Genomic DNA, 23,329 nt, shown 5'->3' on the forward strand with positions numbered 1-23,329 from the left:
ATGGATTTGAGGTTATAGCTGTATGAAACCGACTAATACTGTTGCGTCGAAGACGGATAGCGGAACGACTTCTAACGCGAGCCTTTTATACAATCCCACCTTTCGATCAGTCGTATTTCAAATCATTGCGATACTAGCTCTGGTCTTTTTCTTCTACACAATAGTCAATAATGCACTGACTAACTTGGAAGCACGTGGTATCGCCACGGGTTTTGGCTTTCTGACGCAAGAAGCGGGCTTTGGGATTGGCCTAACGCTGATTGAATACGATGAAACTTATTCTTATGGCCACACATTTATTATCGGCCTCCTCAACACTGCCTTAGTTTCTGTTCTCGGTATTATCCTTGCTACAGTGATTGGCTTTATTATGGGTATTGCTCGCCTGTCATCAAACTGGTTAGTCAGCCGGCTGGCCGCTGTTTACATTGAGACATTCCGCAATATCCCTCTTCTTCTACAGATATTCTTTTGGTATTTCGCCGTCTTACAAGCGCTACCTTCAACAAGGCAAAGTCTCAGCCTTGGCGAGGCCATTTTCTTGAATGTGCGTGGGTTGTATTTCCCATCACCGATTTTTGAAGCTGGTTCATCAATTGTTGTTGCTTCGTTTTTGATAGGGATCGTTGCCACTGCCTTTATCAGTATTTGGGCACGTAACAAACAACGTCTGACAGGCCAACAAACGCCAATGGGTCGAATTGCGTTGGGGTTGATTGTTGTTTTTCCAACAGTGGTCTACTTCCTTATGGGGTCACCTATTTCAGCAGAATACCCTGAGCTCAAAGGTTTCAACTTTCAAGGTGGGGTTAGCATCATCCCAGAGTTGGCAGCACTGCTACTGGCTTTGAGTATCTATACCGCATCGTTCATCGCTGAAATTGTACGTTCAGGTATCAATGCCGTTAGCCATGGGCAAACAGAAGCAGCAATGTCACTTGGCCTACCCCGATCTAGGACATTGAAACTCGTTATTGTTCCGCAAGCACTGCGAATCATCATTCCACCTCTGACAAGTCAATATTTAAACCTGACCAAGAACTCATCGCTTGCGATGGCAATTGGATACCCGGATTTGGTCTCTGTATTTGCTGGTACAACGCTCAACCAAACAGGTCAGGCAATTGAAATCATTGCGATGACAATGGCCGTTTATCTATCATTGAGTTTGATTACATCAGCTCTGATGAATATCTATAACCGTAAAGTTGCTTTGGTGGAGAGATAGCATGAAAGTACATCAATTTCAGCCGGACCTGCCACCACCAGCGAACACAGTCGGTATGGTCGGATGGCTACGCAAAAACCTATTCAATGGCCCGGTAAACTCCATCCTGACAATTATCTTGGCTTATTTAGCGATATCACTTCTTTGGACAGTGTTTGATTGGTCAATACTCAAAGCCGATTGGGTGGGCACCACTCGTGACGCATGTTCTCGTGAGGGCGCTTGCTGGGTATTTATCAGCGTACGATGGGAACAGTTTATGTATGGTTTTTATCCCCAAGAAGAACTGTGGCGCCCTCGACTGTTTTACTTTACGCTTGCCATTTTTACCATATTGCTTGCGTATGAGAAGACACCAAAACGTCTTTGGATCTGGCTGTTTTTCGTCAACATCTACCCATTTATCATTGCGGCATTACTTTACGGTGGTGTGTTTGGACTAGAAGTTGTAGAAACACACAAGTGGGGCGGATTGCTGGTTACTTTAATCATTGCGTTGGTCGGTATCGTGGTGTCGCTGCCTATTGGTGTCGCACTGGCGCTGGGTAGACGTTCTGAAATGCCAATTATTCGAAGTATTTGTACCGTATACATTGAGATTTGGCGTGGCGTACCGCTTATCACGGTTTTGTTTATGGCATCAGTGATGCTGCCATTGTTCCTTGCAGAAGGCTCTGAAACCGATAAACTTATCCGTGCTCTAATCGGTGTAGTTATGTTTAGTGCAGCTTACATGGCAGAAGTGGTCCGTGGTGGTCTTCAGGCGATACCGAAAGGTCAGTATGAAGCGGCGGATGCATTAGGGTTAAGCTATTGGAAAAAGATGGGCTTAATTGTCCTTCCTCAGGCGTTAAAGATCACTATTCCATCTATTGTGAACACCTTCATTGGCCTGTTTAAAGACACCAGTCTAGTACTTATCATCGGTATGTTTGATGTACTGGGCATTGGCCAAGCGGCTAACACTGACCCTGAATGGTTAGGGTTTGCCACTGAAAGTTATGTATTTGTCGCGTTAGTGTTCTGGGTATTTTGTTTCGGCATGTCGAGATATTCGATTTGGCTAGAGAACAAACTTCATACCGGTCACAAACGATAACCAGGAAGCTCAAGGACGTATTATGACGCAACAACAAGATTACATGATCCAAATTAAGGATATGAATAAGTGGTACGGAGAGTTTCACGTACTGAAAAACATCAACCTTGATGTCAAAAAAGGCGAAAAGATCGTTATCTGTGGTCCTTCAGGCTCAGGAAAATCGACCATGATTCGCTGTATCAATCGCCTTGAGGAGCACCAAAAAGGGCAGATTATCGTCTCTGGTAATGAGTTGACCGAAGACTTAAAAAATATCGAGGCGGTTCGTCGTGAAGTCGGTATGTGTTTCCAACACTTCAACCTATTTCCCCACCTGACCGTATTGGAAAACTGCACACTGGCACTGATTTGGGTGAAGAAAATGCCCAAAGAAGAAGCCAAAGCCATTGCGATGAAGTATTTAGAGCGGGTTAAGATCCCTGATCAAGCAGAAAAATACCCGGGCCAGCTTTCTGGTGGTCAACAACAGCGTGTGGCTATCGCTCGCTCGTTATGCATGAGCCCTCAAGTGATGCTGTTTGACGAGCCAACATCAGCACTTGACCCAGAAATGGTGCGCGAAGTACTCGATGTTATGGTTGAGTTAGCCGAAGAAGGCATGACTATGCTCTGCGTGACTCACGAAATGGGCTTCGCGAAAGAAGTCGCAGACCGTGTGATTTTTATGGATGCCGGTGAAATCATCGAAGAAAACAACCCTGTCGATTTCTTCGAAAACCCTCAGTCGGATAGAACACAAAACTTCCTGGCACAAATCTTAAGTCATTAACAAATAATGAGTTAATAATCCAAGAGGCGATTCAGTTCGCCTCTTTTTATTTGTTATATTGTGTTACATATTTCATAATACACAACTTTGTATTTCTATTATCATTTATCCAACTGCATACATTGATAGGGCTTGATTTTTTTACGGTTCACCCTCATAAATGTAGTTATAAACATAAAACCTCACGAGGAAGATTATGAAAAGCCCTATGTTTACGCACTCTTCAAGTGGCACTAGTACACTTGAAATCAACAAGACCCTTAAAAATACGTATTTTTTGCTATCGATGACACTAGTGACCAGTGCTATCGCTGCAATGGCAACAATGGCTATTGGTATTTCACCAATGATGGCGCTTGTTATGCAAATCGCAGCCATTGGTATTCTTTTCTTTGCAATCCCAAGAAGCATTAATTCTTCAATGGGTATTGTATGGACGTTTGTCTTTACAACATTGATGGGTGGCGCACTGGGTCCAATGCTAACCTATTACGCCTCTATTGCTAATGGCCCTTCGATCATTGCACAAGCACTCGGCCTAACTGGTATGGTATTCCTTGGCCTATCGGCATACACAATCAGTAGTAAGAAAGACTTCTCTTTCATGCGCAACTTCCTGATTGCGGGACTTATCATTGTTATCGTGGCGGCAATAATCAACATCTTTGTCGGCTCAACAATCGGGCAATTAGCGATCAGCAGTATGTCAGCTTTGGTTTTCTCAGGTTTTATTTTATATGATACAAGCCGTATTGTACGTGGCGAAGAAACTAACTACGTCAGTGCGACCATCTCAATGTATCTAAATATTCTGAATCTGTTTACTAGCCTACTTAGCATTCTAGGCATCATGAATGACGATTAATTCGTAGACTCAAGTTGGTTAAATAGAGCCCGGAATGTGAAACTTCCGGGCTTTTTCTTTTCTTACATATTGTTGTTCTAACCTAAGCTGCGCTACCCTATTCCCTATCTGAGTTTTTGAGACCTAAAACAATGTTTGAATACAACGGCAAATCAATCGAGACCGATGCACAGGGCTACCTACTCGATCATACTCAGTGGGAAGAAGGTATGATTCCAATACTTGCTGTGCAAGAAGGTATCGAACTGACTGACGCTCATTTGGAAGTTGTTCATTTTGTTCGCAATTTCTACGAAGAATTTAATACATCTCCGGCGGTAAGAATGTTGGTCAAAGCGATGGAAAAAGCACACGGTCCAGAAAAAGGCAACAGTAAATACCTGTTTAAGCTATTTAAACAAGGGCCCGCAAAGCAAGCAACTAAACTTGCTGGGTTGCCCAAACCCGCTAAGTGTTTATAACCCCATAGAGCTATTTGAGGGTTTACAGGTCAAGCCATAGTCAGTGAGTACGAGGAATCTATGCGCAATATCCATCAGCCAATGACTCGGCAACGGGGCCCCATAAGCCCTATAGCATAAAGTACTGAGCTGCCAATCGGCGGCTCTTTTATTTGCTTTTCATTCCTACATCCCTGAGAATATTCAACCTTTCAAAACCAATCAATTGGCTAAACATATGACTCCAGCTATTTATCTTGAAAAAGGCCGTGATAAATCCTTAAGACGTCGACATCCTTGGATTTTCTCTCGCGGTATTCGCAAAATTGAGGGGGAACCTTCATTAGGTGAAACAGTGGACATTTTTACTCATGACGGTAAATGGCTGGCGAAAGGCGCTTACTCTCCTCACTCTCAAATTCGTGCCCGCGTTTGGAGCTTTGACAAAACCGAGATAAACGAAGACTTCTTTGTTAAGCGTATCCAAGACGCACTATTGCTCCGTCAAGACGTGATCGAGCGTGATGGCCTCACAGGCTATCGATTGATTGCAGCTGAGTCAGACGGTCTGCCCGGTATTACCATCGATAAATATCAAGATTATCTAGTTTGTCAGCTTCTAAGTGCAGGCGCAGAATTCCAGAAGCAATCGCTGATAAATGCTCTCCTAAAAGTATTCCCGCAATGTAATATTTACGAACGTTCGGATGTAGCGGTACGCAAGAAGGAAGGCTTAGAAGAACGCACAGGTGTTTTACACGGTGATGAGCCACCAAAGTCTGTTGTTATTGAAGAGAATGGCGTCAAAATCAGCGTTGACATCGTTGGCGGACATAAAACAGGTTTCTACTTAGATCAGCGCGACAGCCGCCAACAAGCGATGAAATACGTCAAAGGCAAAGAAGTGCTTAACTGCTTCTCCTATACTGGCGGGTTCGGTTTGTACGCGCTTAAAGGTGATGCGAAGCGTGTGATTAACGCAGATGTCTCTCAACCAGCACTGGACACAGCGAAATTCAATGCCGAGATTAATGAATTCGATATCTCTAAAAAGCGCGCGGTGTTCCTCAATGCTGACGTGTTTAAGTTACTACGTGAATATCGCGATCAGGGTACCAAGTTCGATGTTGTCATCATGGACCCACCAAAGTTTGCAGAGAGCAAAGCTCAGATCAATGGCGCATGTCGCGGCTACAAAGACATCAACATGCTGGCAATGCAGATTCTAAAACCTGGAGGAACGCTGTTAACATATTCATGTTCAGGTCTTATGGACCAGGTCCTTTTCCAAAAAATCATCGCCGATGCTGCAGTCGATGCAGGCCGACAAGTCAAGTTTGTCGAGCGCTTTGAACAAGCTGCAGATCATCCTACTGATACCGCTTACCCGGAAGGTTTTTACCTTAAAGGGTTTGCTTGTAAAGTTATCTAAGCAGACAAATTCATTTATAGAAAAGGGCCTTATGGCCCTTTTTCAATCATGCGATTTGATGATTTCATTCAGTAAGCTGGTCAAATCGTTGCCCGTGATACTGCCATGGCTAGTATCAATACCATTGAGTTGGTCGACGACGTTATCCAGCTTAATCGACTGAGTGGTTTGTCCGTTATCCCTCTGAATGCTGAGTTCAATGCCATTACTATCGACAACATTGGCAGAGACATCAGATAGTAACTCTTCCATGGTTTCATCTTGTCCTAACAGGTCAGAAATATCGATCTTATCTTCTGACACATGGAAGTCCGTAATTACGTCGGTACCACCATCTAGGTCGCCATCATGCCAAACAAATTCATCTTCGCCATCGCCGCCAGATAGAATATCACTACCTAAGCCACCGATGAGCGTATCATCACCCGCTCCACCGAACAGGATGTCATTACCTGCGCCGCCATCCAAAGTATCATCGCCCCCTTGCCCGAACAGGATGTCATCTCCTGCTCCACCAGTAAGAGTGTCGTCCTGATCACCATCACGGGAAACATCAAAGTCACTGTAATTCTGGCGAACATAGCTATGAACATCTTCTGCGGACACATCAGCTAATGGGCTGCTGGTCTCTGACGCGACGTATTTCTGTAGTGCGGCAATACCTTGGCCATCAATGTTATCGAAATCAATGAGGTCGCCAAATAGAATATCGTCGCCGTGCCCACCTTCGATGTTGTCTTCACCCTGTTCTAAGGTCACTTCCTGACCAAGGATGGTTTCAGCCAGCTTATCTACGTTGATGTTAGGGACAACGACACCATCAGAATCATATTGCGATAATGTGGCTTGATTAATTCCACTGCCAATACCCACCGCTTCGACAGCTGAGATTAACGCCAACACCTGATACATATGACGAGCCTGCACTGATGCATTACTACCATCGGTGTATCTCAATCCACCTGAGTAGCTTAAGTTACCAAGCGTAGCGCCTGTCAGCGGGGATTTAACAGTACCTGAACTTGAGACAATTTCTTCACCTTTATAAGAGACTGCAGTTCCCACAGAATAATTGTCAGGCAGAATATTCTCTAAGGTTACAACATCCTTGGTAGATGCATCATAATCCAACACAAGCTGGTCAAAATCCTCAGAAGTCACATTGAGGTGATTGCTGGTGTTAGGATAACCGTCGGTAATAAAGTAAGTAATATTTTCGGCTTGGTCGTTAGTATTGTCGTCAAACCATTCAACCGCTGCGTCGAAGCTGGTTTCGTAGTTTGTAAGACCACTACCGTTGTTTTCGATATTACTGATCTGGGACACAAAGTCAGCACGAGCAGTTGGGGAGCTTAGGTCCACGGATATCGTTACACCTGAGTTAGTAGCAAACTCAGTCAAAAGGATATTGACTGTCCCAGCATTAGCGCCTGAGTTAGCAGTGCTGAGTAACTGATCGAAAACCTCGATAATCTCTGCTTTCGCCGTACCAACTCTTCCACCCATGCTACCTGAAGTATCTAGAACAAATGCGATGTTATAGTCCTGACCCGCAACAATCTGGATACCCTGTACATCACCAACAATGAGCTCATGATCCCCCTTGCCAACGATAGTGTCATCACTATGTGAGCCTGACTCAAGCACATAGCTACGGAAAGAAAGTGTCTCTTCCGATGTACTATGCGCTGTCTCTTGGTTGGCGGTTTCGATGGAAGACCCTTGAACCTGAATCGGGAACTCTAAGCTACCACTGTAATCGTGAGGTACTTTGATATCGAAGGACGCGTCACCATTGCTATCTAGTGTGATTAGATAAGAGCGATTAGATTGTGAGGCGATTAAGCTATCGTTCACATACACTTCGACTCCTGCTGGAATGCCTGTGACCACAATTTGCGGACCTAAAGACTCACTACTATCAAGATCAGTGAGTTCAACAGAAACACTGACTGGGATTGTTTTATCTTGCGATGTCTCATAGCGGCCGTCATCGGTTTGCTCTGTCGCCACATTCACCACTTCCATTTCACCTATAGTCATTGAGACCTGAGGTGCATCGGCTACTGGCACGACTTGAATAGATAGCGTATCTGACGACCTCGTGTTGGTCGTATAAGTGATAACCGGAAGCTGACCAGACCAATTAGCGTTTGGCGTAAATTCATAAGCCCCGTCGGCATGCATGACAAACGTGCCTTCCGATAAAGTCACGCTGCTGCCTGCAGCGTATGAAACGCTATTGATGGAGAAGTGTTCAACAGAAAGGATGTTGTCTTCGTCGCTGTCTCTACCGTCTATATCCGTCAGCACATTACCAATCGCACTGTGGTCTTCATCAACGACATTAACATCAGATTGCGTCACTGTAGGTTTGTTTTCATGGACGACAACATCTATTGTTGCTTGAGAATCCGCTTCGCTAGTTGAGTTCATCTCTGAAGCTGTGGCCACAACTGTAATGGTAAAATCGTCGTGTGAGCCTGCTGGTGGTAAAACGGATAATGAAGATAAATTCCAATTCGTTACAACCACCTCACCCGATGCATCTATAACCACACTATGGGCCCCACCATCACTCAATGTCGCACCTTGTGGTAAACCACTCAATGTGACCTGCAGCGCTTCAGAGCCATCGTTATCGGTAACAGCGCTCGTAATCTGAGAAAGTGGGATTTCAGTATCTTGAAGCCCTTCGTTGTAACCGTAGACTTCATAGACTTCTACACCATTTATCGATTTGAGCTCTGAAGCCCTGACATCAGATTGATCCAGCTGTGTTTCGTCGGTCACCACGGATAACGCAGAGCTGGTAAGATCAACCGCTGCTGCGCCATTTATAGAAACATCGACATTAAAGTTGCCTGGGCCGCTTTGATTATGGTGATAAATCGCAAGTGGGTAATAACCCGATACCTGAGGCGTAAAGGCACTGCCCTGAATTTGCCCACTTGAGTTCCCCCAGTAGGCTTGATCAGACATAACGCCACCAATGGTGATCGCTAGACTGTCATCACCACGCCCTACAAAGTCATAACTCGTTCCGGCCTCAAGGTACACCAAACCAGTCACAAGCACGGCATTGTCTGCTGCCGTCGCCCAATGACCCGTATCTTGCGCATTAGTGGCTGTATCTGAAGAAGCAAGTTGAGGGTCGAGCGCATCAATAGCTGAAATCAACGTGCTGCCATTCACACCCTGCCCATTGTCGTTTCCTACAATCACTCCCGTCCATGTCGTTACATTAAAGTGCTGTTCTAAAAGCACAGTATCTGGAGTATTGATGTTAAGAACTGGAGTGTCTGCCACGGGCGTAACATCAAGAGTGAGTGTCATTACGTCAGACTTAGCATCACCTTTTTCAACCACAAAGTTAACGTGGGCATAATCCTGATTCAGGTTACCTTCTTCGGTGCCAATATGCTGGTTATATCCTGATTCATTATTTTCAGGAGTAAATCGGAGATTGCCCTGAGACAGATTACTAACGGAGACCAAGTCACCTTCTGAAACTGGTGTCCAGATTCCCGGCGAAGTTTGCACCTCTAAAACACCTGAACTAGGTAATTCAGAAATTGATATTTGTGCATCTAAGTCTGTAATGCCGAAATCAGTGACACCTAAGATGTAGTTTTCGTCTTCATCAAATGTCACTTCCTTGCTTTCAGCATCAAGCACTGACAATACCGTTAGATTAATTACCTTGCTGACTGATTCAGCTGTCGCAGGTGCATTATCTTGTGCGGTTACAACAAATTCTAGCGGATAGTTGCCCTCCTCAGGAACATTCACTTCAAGTCCAGTCAGGTCATTGCTCCATGCAGACAAATCTACACTATTCTTCCCATCTGGCGTTGCTAAAACAGTGATCGAGTGGCCAATGCCATCTCGAATAACAGACCCTTCTGGTAATCCATTAAGTATCAAAGACAAGGTTTCTGATCCGTCAGTATCACTTAAGCCAACAACAATATCGCTAAGCGGGATGAAGCTGTCTTCGTAACCAATGTTGTCTGCTTTCTCTAACGTAATGTCATCGAGCAGCGCACCGTAGCTGTTTGATGACGTTTCTGATTCAAATACAACTTTGTACTCGCCATCCGATCGTGCTTGGAAATTAATACTTTCGGTTTGCCAATTGAGGCTTTGCTGATCGGTGTACTCAAACAGCACTTTACGATCACCATTTTCATCTTCAAGGAATACCGTCATTGGAGAATCATTTAGCCTGCGCGCGACGATATCAAATGAAAGGGTGTAGAACTGGTCTGCTTGCGCGGTAAACTGAGTGAATAGGTGGTCATCACCATGACGACCTTCGATCTCAAAGATTTGATTCGAACTGTCTGAAACACCACCTCGATAGACAGTTTCTTTGCCCACTTCGCTGTATTCATCCGAGTTCTCTGTTCCCCAGATACCTTTTGCACCATCCGATTGAGTAAGCTCACTCGCACTTACATTGCCTCGCCATGAATGATTACCCATGTCGATAAAATCGAAATCATGGAACGAAATCACTTCTGGCTCTGCAATAGTAATCAAAGGCACGTCAGTAACAGCATCAACCTGAACATCGACACTATGTTGCTCTATAAGCTCGTTCGAAGAAGTATAACCTTCAACATTAACCGTAAAGTTCTCGTCACTGTTGTTTGGCGGAGTTATGCTCAACTGCGCTAGCTGTTTTGGAGTCAGCGTTGCTTCTCCATTGCTGATAGCAATGATGTTTTCGCCAGACTTAAGAATCGAACCGTCTGGTAGATCGGTCAATACAACTTCAGTCACGGAGCTGTTCGCAGGTATAGAGATGTACAGCGCAATTTGGCTATCTTCATCACCGCTAGCATGCTGTTGTACGGTCAGGTCAGCTACTTCAACAACGCTTACCGTTGTCGTTGCCGTTTCTGATTGTTGACCCGAAGCATCCGTCACATGGATTTCTATCTCACGATCCGTTTCATCAGGGTTTTCACTGGTATTTTCGAAACGAATCCCTTTGAGGAAAGCTTCAAACTCTAAAGATGATACGCCACCAACTGTATTGGCAGTAATCAACAAGGTAACGCTGGTAGGCGTCACAGTCTGGCTGACGGTGAATCCGGGCGTAGAAGGCCAAGTAAGTTGATCGCCTTCATACTTGTTCGTCAACGTCACTTGCATTGATTGAATAGCGTCTTTGTCGTCAAAAATGTCGACACTTGCATCCGCAATCGAGATTCCATCATCACCTTCAGTGAACGCTATAGCAAAATCAACATTGGTGTCTTGTTTCGAAATTTTGATAACTAAGTCGTTGTAGTCATTGTCATCATTGACGTGATTCTTCTGGTCGTCAAAGCTTAAAACCGTGTCGCCATCGCCATTTTCGGATACTCTCATATGAGAATTTTCGTCATGACTCAAGAACACATTAATATTGGATTGCTCAGCTCCGTTGATAAGCAACTTACCACTTGAATCAACTTCAAACGTTGCGCCTGATGGTGCATTTTCAATTGCATTGGCACCATTTGGAATGAGGAAGTACTCGACGTTGTCCATGCTATCTAGATTCGCAAGGACAGGAGCAAATCCATTTTGACGGGAGTCGTACGAATCCGACATCAAGATTTGAAGCTGCTGTGTCTCTGACGATTCATCATAAATGTAGTAGCCGAATACATTGTGATAACCCGCACTTTCACTGACAAATTCAATCTGATATTCGCTGCCATCTAAGTCGATGGTTGGTTTTTCATTATCTTGAATCGTAGCTGTACCACTAACCTGATTCGATTGATACTCTGTCTTAGCCGCTAACGTGAACGTCTCGTTGTTGTCGGACACCTGATCATCGATCGTTTGTACAGAGACAGTAAAGTCATTTTCACCAGCTGGTAAATCAAACTCAAACACACCATTTTGTAGAGAGACTTGCTCTGATTGCTCAGGGTCCCCATATTTCACCGTCACAACACTACCATTAAAGTCTTCTGGTGAAGTGGCATTAATTTCATTGAGATCTAAAACAACTCGGGTGTCCGAAGTGCTCTCTGCAGACAACGCGACATCGAAACTGACAACACCCCCTTCTTCAATATTTTGGTCGCTGACTGAGGTAACAACCGGACGATCATCATCGGCAGTTTCAGGGCCCTCGCCGTCAGGGTAAACGCTTCCATCATCGACAATGTTCGCCACGCTAGAGTCAGAGCCCTGAACACCAACAACACCGCTAACGGAAAGCTCGAAGCGCTCAGCTCCCTCGTAAACAGGCTGAGAGTCGTCATCGATTGTCTGAACGGTAACACGAGCCTGAGTCACCCCTGCTGGTAACACGACATCACCATTTGGAGCAATCACCAGCGTGTGCCAGCTGTTGCCATCGTGATACTCCACGACCATGCTTGAAACATCAGACGCGTCTGTCTCTAAGTGAGCTAAAGACAAGTTGATAGTCACCGCTTCAGCCGTGTTTTTGCTCAATGAAACGGTGAACTCTGCAGCTGAGCCTTCACTGACATTCACATTTTCAGAAACAGACACCAATGGAATATCTACATTCTCAATTGTGCCTGAGGCCTGCTGTCCACCTAAAATCAGTGTGTAGTCTTCGGAGCTTTCATAAACGCCATCTATCAGGGTTGGGATAAGAACAGAGAAAGTACTAACACCGACAGGAACAACAACTTGTTGTGCCGTGGAGTCATAAGTCGCCCCGTTGGTGAATATCACTTGAGACAAGTCCACATCCGAATTGTCTGCGCTATCACTATCTGACTTACCAAAAGTGACACTGTACCGTGTTTCTTGCAGTACACCTTCTTCCAGTGTCACTTTGTAGACAAGGTTGTCTCCTTCATCTACTGAATTCTCAAGCATTGAGATAGATTCTACTGCGACCTCTTGAGGCAATGGATTCACTACAATTGAAACCGTCGCCTCGGCAAAGCCCCCTTTATCATCAGTAATAACGTAATCAAACGTCGTACTACCAACGAACTCATCGTCTAGATCTATATAAACTATTCCATTCTCAATCTTAGCGCTGGCGTTATTGACTTCAGAGACGTGGGTAATTCGAATATTGTCGCCATTCGGATCAAAATCGTTACCCAATAGTTCAGTCAAAGGAATTTCAAGAACTTCTCCTTGATTGGCTGCGTATGCTCCGTCACCAGACGCTTTAAAGCCTGTTAGGAAATAGTCTGAAGAGTCACTGCCACGGGCAGGAATGTTGCTAAACTCTGTCGCTTCAAAAATAACGCTATCAAATGCGACACCGGCGAGGTCTTGCTCGTCAAAATGATAAGAACCATGGTTGCTACCATCATTGGCGACGAAAGTGCCACTCGCCACTGGGTTATCACCGAGATAGGCCACCCATTTACCTTGCTCATGGTTGCCACTTCCACCTTCATTTTTGAATAGATTTGATACTTCAAAGCTAAACTCTGTCGCAGGCTTATCTAGGTCTACTCTGAACTGCTCAGATTCACCATCTTCTCGGTTGTATTGAATTTGAGCACCCGGCCCTCCATTCTCGTCACCCGCAACCCCACGTTTGACAGCGCTTTGAGTAATAGACTGATCTTGACCTTGATAGCTACCGCTAATACTCACGCCATCATGTGTCCAAGAATTAGAGTTAAAGGTGCCAAGTGCGACCTCAAACGCAACAGGGTCATCTGTGGCAATCGGCGTTTGGTTTCCTTCGGCTAGAGTCACCGTGTGCTCGTCGCTGTAATTTCCATCACTATCTACTGCTCGGTAATCGAAGGTGTCATTTGATGACGTTTCTAGATAACGCAGCTCCCAGTTGCCCGGGCCTTCGGTAGTAACTATCAGCTCTTCAATTTGTCGACCTTCTGGAGCATCAATAGTCACAACATGGAACAAATCTGTATTGCCTGAGGTCTCTTTTGAAACTGGCACTTCGATGATTGAGCCATCATCAAGTTTCGCTTGTACTATCGCTGTTGTTTCAAACTCGTGTCCATCCTCAAACCAGCCACCGAGTCCATCTAACCCTACTTCTACAGACGTTGACGGGCGATGGGTAAAAGCAATCGTAATTGTCTCACCTTGCTGAAGACCGCCATCATTTCCTACTGCAAGTCCATATCCAATATGCCCTGCACTTGGCTGACCAAAGTATTGTGTTAATGCCTGACCTGAGGAAGTAATTGTGATTGAATCGCCGTTGTCAAAAGTCAGAACCCTCTGACCAGCATTGCCTTGAACAGGTTCACCCCAATTTAAGAAATTAGACTGGCTAGCACCACCATCCATGCCATCAGGAGCTTCTTTTACTCCCAGAACGAAGCCTGTCGATTCAGCGTCATTTTCATAACGAATCAGGTTTGGATCACTGAATATTGTTCCTTTCTGCAGCACTTCGCCTTCTGAAGCAAAGCTCGTAAGATCATCAGCGTCGATCAACTGATCGCCGTAATACAGTTGACCCGACTCAGGAAGTTCTGTGATAACAACGCCAACAGGTGTGTTTGTTGCGTCATCTTCGTTATCAGAAATATGATCTTGTTCAGCATCCTCGCTATTAAACAAGATGGTTGCATTTCCATTTGCGTCGAGTGTTGCATCAAAATTTTCTGCTTCAGGTGGATTATCTTCGAAATCTAAAATCGTAGCGCTTGCGGTGGTGTCTGTTGACGCGCTAACTGTTCCGCTCCCCGCACTGACGGACAGGCTAAAGCTCTCATCCCCTTCATAGGTATCATCTTGTTGAGTGAGAACTTTGACGTTTACGGCGCTCGAACCTGCAGGAACAGAAATCTCTCCCGACGTAGGCACATCCAACCAAGTACCATTCGCAGTTTGATATTGGTACGAAGCCAGATCTTCTGTTGAAGTATCTCCCGCATTCAACGTGAGCACGAAAGAAACAGTCGATGTCGCAGTGTTTGATAAATGGACCGTGAAGTTAGCGGTATTACCTTCATTAACGTCCCCACCTCCTGAGATGGAAACTTGAGGGCGGTCGTCGTCATTGCCCTCGCCACCATCTTGAACGGTCGCCTCGCCACTCACTGTTCCCGTCTGACTAGCGCTTGCGCCGCTTAAGGTAAAGGTTTCATCGCCCTCATACACTGGGGCATTGTTGTCATCCGTGGTTTGAACAGACACAGTGTAAGCACTGTTACCCGCTGGAACATCAAAACTGAACTCACCACTGACCGCATTCACCACCGTGCTGGTACCATCGGCAAAGTTGACGGTGATTTGATTAGTGGTGTAGTCATCACTTTCCGCTGTGCCATTGGCCAGCGTCATGGTGACAGGGGTGGCTAGCTCACTTGGGTTACTCAGCCTCACATCAAAGACAGCCGTACCGCCTTCATCGATGGTTGGGCTGGAGATACTGGTGATCTCTGGGCGGTCATCGTCCGGGTTATCCCCTGTACCATTACCATTGTCATCAATAAACGCCGCCGCTTTGGCTTTGCCGTTGTTGTCTGTAGTCACGCCATCGACATCGCGCACCACAAGTTGGAAGCGTTCGCTGCCTTCGTGTACTGGCGCCGCGTTGTCATCCACAGTATCGACTTCAACAAAGATGTCCTGCACACCCGCTGGCACGGAAATCTCGCGACCAGTAAAGTCCAGATAAACTTTGTCGTCACCGTCGAGATAGTACGCGCGCATCTCACCGATATCGTCCGCTTCGGCGGTATTGGCCTTGCCGTTGGTTTTGGCACGCAAGTCAAGAGTGACGGCATGGTCTACAGGGTTAGAAAGATTGATACTGAAGGTTGCCACCTCACCTTCGGAGACAGTCCCTGCGCCTGTCACGGTTAAGTCTGGGCGATCGTTATCGCTGCCCTCGCCACCATCTTGAACGGTCGCCTCGCCACTCACTGTTCCCGTCTGACTAGCGCTTGCGCCGCTTAAGGTAAAGGTTTCATCGCCCTCATACACTGGGGCATTGTTGTCATCCGTGGTCTCAACCGACACAGTGTAAGAATCGTTACCCGCTGGAACATCAAAACTGAACTCACCACTGACCGCATTCACCACCGTGCTGGTACCATCGGCAAAGTTGACGGTGATTTGATTAGTGGTGTAGTCATCACTTTCCGCTGTGCCATTGGCCAGCGTCATGGTGACAGGGGTGGCTAGCTCACTTGGGTTACTCAGCCTCACATCAAAGACAGCCGTACCGCCTTCATCGATGGTTGGGCTGGAGATACTGGTGATCTCTGGGCGGTCATCGTCCGGGTTATCCCCTGTACCATTACCATTGTCATCAATAAACGCCGCCGCTTTGGCTTTGCCGTTGTTGTCTGTAGTCACGCCATCGACATCGCGCACCACAAGTTGGAAGCGTTCGCTGCCTTCGTGTACTGGCGCCGCGTTGTCATCCACAGTATCGACTTCAACAAAGATGTCCTGCACACCCGCTGGCACGGAAATCTCGCGACCAGTAAAGTCCAGATAAACTTTGTCGTCACCGTCGAGATAGTACGCGCGCATCTCACCGATATCGTCCGCTTCGGCGGTATTGGCCTTGCCGTTGGTTTTGGCACGCAAGTCAAGAGTGACGGCATGGTCTACAGGGTTAGAAAGATTGATACTGAAGGTTGCCACCTCACCTTCGGAGACAGTCCCTGCGCCTGTCACGGTTAAGTCTGGGCGATCGTTATCGCTGCCCTCGCCACCATCTTGAACGGTCGCCTCGCCACTCACTGTTCCCGTCTGACTAGCGCTTGCGCCGCTTAAGGTAAAGGTTTCATCGCCCTCATACACTGGGGCATTGTTGTCATCCGTGGTCTCAACCGACACAGTGTAAGAATCGTTACCCGCTGGAACATCAAAACTGAACTCACCACTGACCGCATTCACCACCGTGCTGGTACCATCGGCAAAGTTGACGGTGATTTGATTAGTGGTGTAGTCATCACTTTCCGCTGTGCCATTGGCCAGCGTCATGGTGACAGGGGTGGCTAGCTCACTTGGGTTACTCAGCCTCACATCAAAGACAGCCGTACCGCCTTCATCGATGGTTGGGCTGGAGATACTGGTGATCTCTGGGCGGTCATCGTCCGGGTTATCCCCTGTACCATTACCATTGTCATCAATAAACGCCGCCGCTTTGGCTTTGCCGTTGTTGTCTGTAGTCACGCCATCGACATCGCGCACCACAAGTTGGAAGCGTTCGCTGCCTTCGTGTACTGGCGCCGCGTTGTCATCCACAGTATCGACTTCAACAAAGATGTCCTGCACACCCGCTGGCACGGAAATCTCGCGACCAGTAAAGTCCAGATAAACTTTGTCGTCACCGTCGAGATAGTACGCGCGCATCTCACCGATATCGTCCGCTTCGGCGGTATTGGCCTTGCCGTTGGTTTTGGCACGCAAGTCAAGAGTGACGGCATGGTCTACAGGGTTAGAAAGATTGATACTGAAGGTTGCCACCTCACCTTCGGAGACAGTCCCTGCGCCTGTCACGGTTAAGTCTGGGCGATCGTTATCGCTGCCCTCGCCACCATCTTGAACGGTCGCCTCGCCACTCACTGTTCCCGTCTGACTAGCGCTTGCGCCGCTTAAGGTAAAGGTTTCATCGCCCTCATACACTGGGGCATTGTTGTCATCCGTGGTCTCAACCGACACAGTGTAAGAATCGTTACCCGCTGGAACATCAAAACTGAACTCACCACTGACCGCATTCACCACCGTGCTGGTACCATCGGCAAAGTTGACGGTGATTTGATTAGTGGTGTAGTCATCACTTTCCGCTGTGCCATTGGCCAGCGTCATGGTGACAGGGGTGGCTAGCTCACTTGGGTTACTCAGCCTCACATCAAAGACAGCCGTACCGCCTTCATCGATGGTTGGGCTGGAGATACTGGTGATCTCTGGGCGGTCATCGTCCGGGTTATCCCCTGTACCATTACCATTGTCATCAATAAACGCCGCCGCTTTGGCTTTGCCGTTGTTGTCTGTAGTCACGCCATCGACATCGCGCACCACAAGTTGGAAGCGTTCGCTGCCTTCGTGTACTGGCGCCGCGTTGTCATCCACAGTATCGACTTCAACAAAGATGTCCTGCACACCCGCTGGCACGGAAATCTCGCGACCAGTAAAGTCCAGATAAACTTTGTCGTCACCGTCGAGATAGTACGCGCGCATCTCACCGATATCGTCCGCTTCGGCGGTATTGGCCTTGCCGTTGGTTTTGGCACGCAAGTCAAGAGTGACGGCATGGTCTACAGGGTTAGAAAGATTGATACTGAAGGTTGCCACCTCACCTTCGGAGACAGTCCCTGCGCCTGTCACGGTTAAGTCTGGGCGATCGTTATCGCTGCCCTCGCCACCATCTTGAACGGTCGCCTCGCCACTCACTGTTCCCGTCTGACTAGCGCTTGCGCCGCTTAAGGTAAAGGTTTCATCGCCCTCATACACTGGGGCATTGTTGTCATCCGTGGTCTCAACCGACACAGTGTAAGAATCGTTACCCGCTGGAACATCAAAACTGAACTCACCACTGACCGCATTCACCACCGTGCTGGTACCATCGGCAAAGTTGACGGTGATTTGATTAGTGGTGTAGTCATCACTTTCCGCTGTGCCATTGGCCAGCGTCATGGTGACAGGGGTGGCTAGCTCACTTGGGTTACTCAGCCTCACATCAAAGACAGCCGTACCGCCTTCATCGATGGTTGGGCTGGAGATACTGGTGATCTCTGGGCGGTCATCGTCCGGGTTATCCCCTGTACCATTACCATTGTCATCAATAAACGCCGCCGCTTTGGCTTTGCCGTTGTTGTCTGTAGTCACGCCATCGACATCGCGCACCACAAGTTGGAAGCGTTCGCTGCCTTCGTGTACTGGCGCCGCGTTGTCATCCACAGTATCGACTTCAACAAAGATGTCCTGCACACCCGCTGGCACGGAAATCTCGCGACCAGTAAAGTCCAGATAAACTTTGTCGTCACCGTCGAGATAGTACGCGCGCATCTCACCGATATCGTCCGCTTCGGCGGTATTGGCCTTGCCGTTGGTTTTGGCACGCAAGTCAAGAGTGACGGCATGGTCTACAGGGTTAGAAAGGTTGATACTGAAGGTTGCCACTTCACCTTCGGAGACAGTCCCTGCGCCTGTCACGGTTAAGTCTGGGCGATCGAATTCATCATTGATCGTGCCCACTCCGAATTCACTGAGATTAAAACTCTCACCACCCACTGTGGCACTCGCATTAGCATCCAAAGTAAAGCTTTCGATTGCTTCGAAGATTTCATCATTCACGATTTCAACAGAGACTTGTATATTGGTCGCGTTGCCCGGGATGGAATAACTGCCATCTTGGTTCGTAATAGCAGTTTGAGTAACACCCGCTATCTGAAAACTGACATTGATTGTGTTTTCAGCAAAGTCAGCGGCTTGAGCAGTGTCACCATTGAGATTAAGTGAGAAATTGTACGTTACATCACCGTCAACATTGTTTGACAGCGCAATATCAAAGACAGCAGTGTTGCCTTCAAGCACAGCTGCATTGCTGACAGTGAGTTGCGGAACATCTGATTCATTACTGGTACTGTCCAAAATCGCGGTGCTTACACTGCTGCTACCAGCACCATCTCCAACCAGACCGAACAGAGGCAAAACGTTAATTTGGTAGTCTTCCGAACCTTCAAATGTTGTGTCTTGATTCGTATTGACAGTAACACGAAGCGAAGTGACACCCGCTGGTACTTCTACCGTTCCATCTGCGCCTACTGCGAGAACAAGACGCTGTGATGAAATAGAGTCGTTAGAAGAGCTCAACACTTCAACTCCTAACCCTGCCAAATCCTCTCCTTCAACAGAGCCCAAAGACAGAGTCAATTTTAACGTCGTAGTTTGATTTGACGATTTATCAAATTCGATAGTGTAGCCAGCTTGGCTACCTTCGTTAACTTGAGCATCTCCTAAAACAGATATCGCCGGAATTGGGATGACATCGACATTAATGACGACAGTATCCTTCCCACCATTGCCGTCATCCACCGTCACCTCAAACGAATCAGAACCGTCGTAATTTTCTTCTGGAATATACTCCCATATCCCAGATATAGGGTTGATTGACACAGAGCCATTTGCGGGGGGTGAAGAAATTAAAAAAGTGAGGGAGTCATCGGGATTAGGATCACTAGCAGTCACCTGCCCACCTACCGATGTATCTTCATTAGTCGTTACGGATACGTCGTTTGCAAGAGGGCTGCTGTTTGTGTTCTGGTCGGTAAATGTAGGGGCTTGCTGAAAGGACTGGTACTGTTCCAATAGAGTGAGGCTCTGAGTTCTGGACATACCAAGGTTTTCGAAACCTTGAGTAACAAACTCTGTGCGGGCGATAGTTTCATCACCTGTCCTAACGATGGAGTCGATCGTCGTCAGGCTAGAAGCTATTTGATCGCCTGCGGCAGTTGCAAACTCATCACCCAACTGGGTTGGGTCTTGGCCTTGTTCCAGCGCCGCGATGATATCATCGACTTCGTTTGTTAGATCTTGGAGTTCAGAGTTGTCATCAATAATGCCAATGTTCACATCGGCGACATTCTGATTGGGTTCGCCCAAGGACATCACCAACTCGCCGGGTGCAACGACTTCGTTGCTATCTAACACGCGAACTTTGCCGTCCTTATCTATTGCAATACCACTTCCGGCAGTCAGGTTACCAATTGCCACATATGCACCAAATCCCATGATAAACCCTTAATCCTTTGCAGCGTCTCCCTTGTCAAAGTGATAGCCGGTAACGTAACGACACACGTTGACACTATGGACAAATTAACATCGACGATTTTCAAAACAAACCATTTTTGCTTATTGTGTTAACGACCTCAGCTAATTTGATTGCTATTTCGGAACCATTTTTCTGAATCAACATCATGTCTTGCTAACCTCTAAATGCAGTTTTATGTTGCATTTTGACGCAGGCATTCAAACTCTCTAAGCCGCGTTTTGCTAACGATCAATTCCCCCAGATTCTAAATAGAGGTTAGTCTTCATAAGCGGACAGTGTTATTTTATTGACGTCGCAGATTGATAATTCTCAAAAATGAGACCTTAAGTTTAAGTAATATCTCTCGTTCAGAGATACCCAAGGAGCCCCATCGTGAATTGGAATAGGATTAAGTTGTTGAGTGTTGTTACGATGCTCTCTTTTCCAGCGCAGAGTCAAACACTAGAACAAGCAGTAGCTTATACAATAACAAACAACCCTGACATCAAAGCTTCGTACAACGAATACATGAGTAAGCTTTATGATGCGAAAGCATCATCAGGTGCGTACCTGCCTTCCATCGACTTAGATGCTGGTATTGGTTATGAAAAGGTCGATTTAGCTTCTGGGACAGAAGATGAACTGACCAGAAAAGAAGCTACGCTGAGTCTAACCCAGTTAATCTGGGATGGTTCAGCAACGCTCAATGATATGGATAGAACAGCAGCCGACGCTGAATCTGTCAGGCTTCAGTTGCTCGCAGACTCACAAGATATTGCACTCGAAGTTACCGACATATATCTCAACGCAACCAAAGCCTATGAGGTGCTGGCCCTTTCTGAGAGTAATCTGGCTGTACATAAAGAAATTTATAGCGATATAAAGAAACGCGTTGACTCGGGTATTGGTTCGACTGCGGATCTCTCTCAAGTTGAAGCACGTCTTGCGAAAGCTCACAGTAACCTACTCGCTGCTCAAAACAACCTTTATGACATTCATACCCAATTCACGCGTATTGTTGGTCAATCACCTCAAGCTTTGATTTTTCCAAGAGCCGATGAATATGCGATTCCGTTTTCTGTCGATGAAGCTCTGGACTTTGCTTTTAAAAATCATCCAGTGATTAAAGTCGCTCAATCTGACGTCGACTCAGCACGTTTTCAGTACGACCAGACTAAGGGGGTAAACTACCCAACCCTGTCCATCGAAGCTAACCAAATTTGGCGTGATGATGCTGGGGGAATACGCGGTAATAGCAACGAGTCTTCCGCCATGCTTCGGATGCGTTACAACTTGTACAACGGTGGTTCAGATTCTGATCGAACTGAGAGTGCAGCATACCAACTCAACAAAGCGAAAGATTTTCGTGATCGTACATTCCGCAGCCTTGAAGAAGGACTTCGTCTATCTTGGAGTGCACTGGATCTCACGTTGCAACAAAAAGAGTTTCTTGCCGATCAGGTTGACTCAGCATCTGAAACCGTTGTCGCCTATGAAAAGCAATACAAACTTGGCAAACGAACTCTTCTTGATCTTTTAAACACAGAGAACGAGCTGTTCGAGGCAAGGAAAGATTACCTAGATGCTAAGTACGCAGAGCAGTATGCAAAGTATCGAGTCATGAATGCTACCGGCGGTTTGCTAGCAGCATTGCGTGTCGACACCCCTGAGAATTGGAATAAGGCGGTTGAGTATTAATATGAAAAAATCACTTTTCACCCTTGCTGCTGCTTGTCTATTGTCTACTGCAACCCATGCTGATGACATCTATGACTACCGAAAAACTCCCGTACCACATCAGGTAGCTGACTTGCTCGATGATGACAAAGACGGGGTTATCAACGCACGAGATTTGTGCCCTGATACTCCATTGGGCGCCGATATCGATAACGATGGATGTGGGACATATGTTAAATCAGAAGAAGAAATGAACCTTCATATTTTGTTCGAGAATGACTCCAGTAATATCCAACCTGTATTCCTAACTCAAATTCGCGAGATGGCCGATTTTCTAAAAATTTACCCATCTACGTCGATCGAGCTGCAGGGCTATGCTAGTAAAGTGGGTAGCCACAACCATAACATGGCATTGTCACAACGTCGCGCGGAAGAAGTTGAAAGCGCTCTAGTCAATAATGGAGTCAGCCATACTAGGATAAGAATTGTCGGCTTCGGTGATACTAATCTTTCTGACATAGGAGATGACGAAATCACACATGCGAAAAACCGCAAAGTCGTGGCAACCGTCGTCGGCCATCAAGGCAGTGTAAAGAAAGAGTGGACAATCTTTACTAAAAAAGCGAAGTAACAGGCCTCCTATTGATTTAAATGGGCATTCAATGTGCCCATTTTTATTCAGCTTTTATAGCAACAGTGGTAATCTATGCGCGATTCTACTTATGAGATAAATCCTATGAGCAAATTAACTGCTGATATTCAAGCTAACCTAGAGCTATTCGTATCTGAAACCAAAGCAAATAGCTTGGTTTGGGGCCTTCGCAATGAAGAAGGTTGGCTGTCTTGCGACTCTACGGAATTTGAAAACAGCGAAGTCATGCCATTCTGGTCTTCTAAGGAAGACGCTCAAGCACATAACGTGGAAGAATGGTCAGATTTTGAGGTTTTGGAAATTCCACTAGATATCTTCGTTGAAGACTGGCTACTAACCCTAGCGGAAGATGGCGTTTTAGTTGGAACAAACTGGAATGCACAGCTAGAAGGCAAAGAGCTTGAGCCATCTGAGCTTGCGAAAATGTATCTGGATTAATCACTCCTGATTAGAACAACGC

10 protein-coding genes are annotated in these 23,329 nt (G+C 46.5%); 9 read left to right on the forward strand and 1 reads right to left on the reverse strand.

Annotated features, from left to right (window positions below; all coding sequences use genetic code 11):
* The first annotated feature begins 22 nt into the window (after positions 1-22).
* The 6 genes from OH455_RS11400 to OH455_RS11425 all read left to right on the forward strand — a co-directional run bounded on the left by OH455_RS11400 (position 23) and on the right by OH455_RS11425 (position 5,836).
* Positions 23-1,228, forward strand: coding sequence for an amino acid ABC transporter permease (locus OH455_RS11400; protein ID WP_269981458.1), 1,206 nt, complete (start codon positions 23-25; stop codon positions 1,226-1,228).
* Between the two features lies 1 nt (position 1,229).
* Positions 1,230-2,327, forward strand: a complete 1,098-nt coding sequence (locus OH455_RS11405; protein ID WP_269981459.1) for an amino acid ABC transporter permease — start codon at positions 1,230-1,232, stop codon at positions 2,325-2,327.
* A 22-nt stretch (positions 2,328-2,349) separates the two neighbouring features.
* Positions 2,350-3,099 (forward strand): amino acid ABC transporter ATP-binding protein, encoded by a 750-nt coding sequence (locus tag OH455_RS11410; protein ID WP_006962120.1) that lies wholly within the window; start codon positions 2,350-2,352, stop codon positions 3,097-3,099.
* A gap of 196 nt (positions 3,100-3,295) precedes the next feature.
* Positions 3,296-3,964 carry a Bax inhibitor-1 family protein gene (locus OH455_RS11415; RefSeq protein ID WP_045973438.1) on the forward strand — a complete coding sequence of 223 codons (669 nt, stop codon included), beginning with the start codon at positions 3,296-3,298 and terminating at the stop codon, positions 3,962-3,964.
* A gap of 131 nt (positions 3,965-4,095) precedes the next feature.
* Complete coding sequence (locus OH455_RS11420) at positions 4,096-4,425, forward strand: TusE/DsrC/DsvC family sulfur relay protein (RefSeq protein ID WP_045973436.1); 330 nt, start codon at positions 4,096-4,098, stop codon at positions 4,423-4,425.
* Between the two features lie 217 nt (positions 4,426-4,642).
* A complete protein-coding gene (locus OH455_RS11425) occupies positions 4,643-5,836 on the forward strand; it encodes a class I SAM-dependent methyltransferase (protein WP_206372935.1) in 1,194 nt (397 codons plus the stop codon).
* 42 nt (positions 5,837-5,878) lie between these two features.
* Here OH455_RS11425 and OH455_RS11430 read toward each other — a convergent pair whose 3' ends face one another.
* Positions 5,879-20,521 (reverse strand): Ig-like domain-containing protein, encoded by a 14,643-nt coding sequence (locus tag OH455_RS11430; protein ID WP_269981460.1) that lies wholly within the window; start codon positions 20,519-20,521, stop codon positions 5,879-5,881.
* A 412-nt stretch (positions 20,522-20,933) separates the two neighbouring features.
* Here OH455_RS11430 and OH455_RS11435 point away from each other — a divergent pair, with 412 nt between their 5' ends.
* From OH455_RS11435 to OH455_RS11445, 3 genes are all read left to right on the forward strand, one after another.
* Positions 20,934-22,238 carry a TolC family outer membrane protein gene (locus OH455_RS11435; protein ID WP_269981461.1) on the forward strand — a complete coding sequence of 435 codons (1,305 nt, stop codon included), beginning with the start codon at positions 20,934-20,936 and terminating at the stop codon, positions 22,236-22,238.
* A 1-nt stretch (position 22,239) separates the two neighbouring features.
* Positions 22,240-22,848, forward strand: a complete 609-nt coding sequence (locus OH455_RS11440) for an OmpA family protein (protein ID WP_269981462.1) — start codon at positions 22,240-22,242, stop codon at positions 22,846-22,848.
* A gap of 105 nt (positions 22,849-22,953) precedes the next feature.
* Complete coding sequence (locus OH455_RS11445) at positions 22,954-23,307, forward strand: DUF2750 domain-containing protein (RefSeq protein WP_019278084.1); 354 nt, start codon at positions 22,954-22,956, stop codon at positions 23,305-23,307.
* Positions 23,308-23,329 lie beyond the last annotated feature (22 nt).

Source organism: Vibrio sp. T11.5, from assembly GCF_027587155.1.
Taxonomy (GTDB): domain Bacteria; phylum Pseudomonadota; class Gammaproteobacteria; order Enterobacterales; family Vibrionaceae; genus Vibrio; species Vibrio neptunius.